The sequence below is a fragment of the Proteiniphilum sp. UBA1028 genome, assembly GCF_002316955.1.
Lineage (GTDB): Bacteria > Bacteroidota > Bacteroidia > Bacteroidales > Dysgonomonadaceae > Proteiniphilum.
Window position 1 is genome coordinate 1 of the sequence record NZ_DCEN01000025.1, and the last position, 2,480, is coordinate 2,480.

The window sequence follows — 2,480 nt, forward strand, 5'->3', positions numbered from 1 at the left end:
ATCAAGCACTTATCGATTCAAATCGGTAGGTGCTTTTTCGATTGTTGCGATCACTACCTAAAAACGGCTGTCTGAATAACTTTCTTTTGATTGATCGGGTGTCAATTATTTAGTTTTATGAAATAAAAAAAAGAATATCCTTTTTTTACGGCCACCTACACACCTCATCTGTTTCATCGAATCAAACAACAGGTATCAAGTTTTTCCCCCACCATAAAAGCGGCTGTTCAATTGGGTGATAATGCAGGGAGTTGCGGGAAACGATAAACTGTCGCGCGATATGGCACGATTTAGCGTCGACTATCTGTATGATGCCGATTTGGGTATTCCCTGGATCTTGGCAAAAGGAAACCACGATGTCAGCACAAGCCCCGGTCAGCCCGAAGCTTGGAAAGAAGTTGTTCTGCCCTTTATAGAGAGACAAACCGGTAAAGAGTTGACCAACGGAATGTATGAGTACAAGCTGACCGATGACGTTCATTTTTTCGTATTGGAACAGTTTTTTAGTCCCGACCAACAGTTGCCCGAACATGAAATTTTGAATTTTCTTCATCGACAACTCTCCAGGTCAAATGCGAAACATAAATTTCTGCTTACACATCAACCCGTAATACCGGTAACGGAACGCTGTTGGCATCTATTCAGCGGCATCAGAAGAGAACTCAAGGATGAGGGTCTTAGAACGAAGTTTCCAGTGAATACAGGACATTGAATTAACACCCGGTTCAATGTTTCCTGTCATTTAAATCGTCTATCATGCCGGGCGATTTTTTGTGAATAAGAACCTAACCCCACTTTGTCCAGCCGAGGTGATTGGATATTTTCCAAAAATGTCCAGTATTTATGTATAAAAACTGGACAAATGTATTATCTTTGTCTCGGATAATATAATATGAAAATAACTGAATACATATCATTTACAATAGATAGATTCCCGAAGGGGTATGTGTTCACTTATGCCGATTTTCCGGCAGAGGTGAATCGGAAGGAAGCGGTCATCAAAGCATTGAACCGGATGGTGGCTGCCGGTAAGATTGCCAAGCTTTCCAAAGGCAAGTATTACAAACCTGAAACTACTCCTTTCGGGTATTTACAGCCCGACCAGTCACAAGTGGTCAAAGATCTGTTGGAAGAGAATGGGAAAACGGTTGGTTACCTCACCGGTTACAGCATTTACAACAGCCTGGGGTTGACCACGCAGCTCAGTAATGTCATCCAGATTGGAAAGAATGTGGTCCGTCCTGCTTTCCAACGTGGACAATATACCATCTCGTTCATCAAGCAAAAAAACATCATCACCAAAGAGAACATTCCATTGCTGCAGATCATGGATGCGATCCGCTATGTCCAAAAGATTCCCGATACCACAATCCGCAAATCCGGCATGCGCCTTTCGGTTATTCTCAAGAATCTTTCGGATACTGAAAAATCAACCCTGATTCGACTGGCCTTGAAGTATCCACCTTCTGCCAGGGCTTTACTGGGTACGCTTCTCGACACTATTCAGACTGATGCTCTTTCCCAGCCGCTTTACGATTCTTTGAATCCTATTACCAAATACAAGCTGCCGGGTCTTAAAGTTGCATTCCCGGAAGCCGATAAATGGAATTTCTCATGAATCTGCATCACGACACTCAACTCTTTTCTCAAACCCTGAGAGCGGCATCCCAGCATCTGGAGATTAACCTCGGATTTGTGGAGAAGGATTATTGGATTACTTTGGTCCTGCGAAGATTATCAGGCAGCAAATACAGCGATGAGGCGGTATTCAAAGGCGGTACTTCTCTTTCCAAAGGATACCGGCTCATTGACCGCTTCTCGGAAGATGTCGACCTCGCAATTGTCAACACAACACATAAGACTGGCAATGAAATCAAAACGATCATTCGTCATCTCGAAAAGGAGATAACGGAAGAGCTTACAGAATTTCAGGAGGAGGGAATCACAAGCAAAGGTTCCCGATACAGGAAATCGCTTTTCAGGTACCCATCCATTCGGAAGAACGATCTCAATAACCGGCTTATTGTTGAGGTCAATTCATTCGCGAATCCTATCCCCTTTCAGAACCGGCTTATTCAAAGCATGTTGTTCGACTTTCTGGACCAGACAAATAATCAATCGTTCATTGATGCTTATCAGCTGCATCCCTTCAAGATCAATATCCTGAACAAGGAGCAAACGCTTTTGGAGAAATTGGTGTCGCTCATTCGCTTTTCGCTGGACCAGGATCCCGTTCCATCTATTTCATCGAAGATCAGGCATTTCTACGATTTGTATTTTCTGGCGAAGGATGATGATTGTTACCAGTGCATGCAGTCTGACACATTTAAGCAGCAATTTCTCGCACTTTTGGAACACGACAAGAAAATGTTTGATGAACCTAAGGGATGGACCAACAGGTCCATAGCTGAATCTCCCTTGATACACAATTTTGATTCCCTATGGAGCAAGTTAAAGGATCAATACCAGTCTGAATTATC

General features: G+C 43.1%; 3 protein-coding genes. All 3 read left to right on the forward strand.

What is annotated here, in order from left to right:
* Nucleotides 1-280: 280 nt before the first annotated feature.
* Complete coding sequence (locus B3Z75_RS14240) at nucleotides 281-712, forward strand: hypothetical protein (RefSeq protein WP_414702851.1); 432 nt, start codon at nucleotides 281-283, stop codon at nucleotides 710-712.
* Between the two features lie 180 nt (nucleotides 713-892).
* A complete protein-coding gene (locus B3Z75_RS02940) occupies nucleotides 893-1,618 on the forward strand; it encodes a DUF6088 family protein (protein WP_294067599.1) in 726 nt (241 codons plus the stop codon).
* Nucleotides 1,615-2,480: nucleotidyl transferase AbiEii/AbiGii toxin family protein (locus tag B3Z75_RS02945; RefSeq protein WP_294067601.1), on the forward strand; the 866-nt coding region annotated here is incomplete at its 3' end. The genes B3Z75_RS02940 and B3Z75_RS02945, both read left to right, overlap by 4 nt.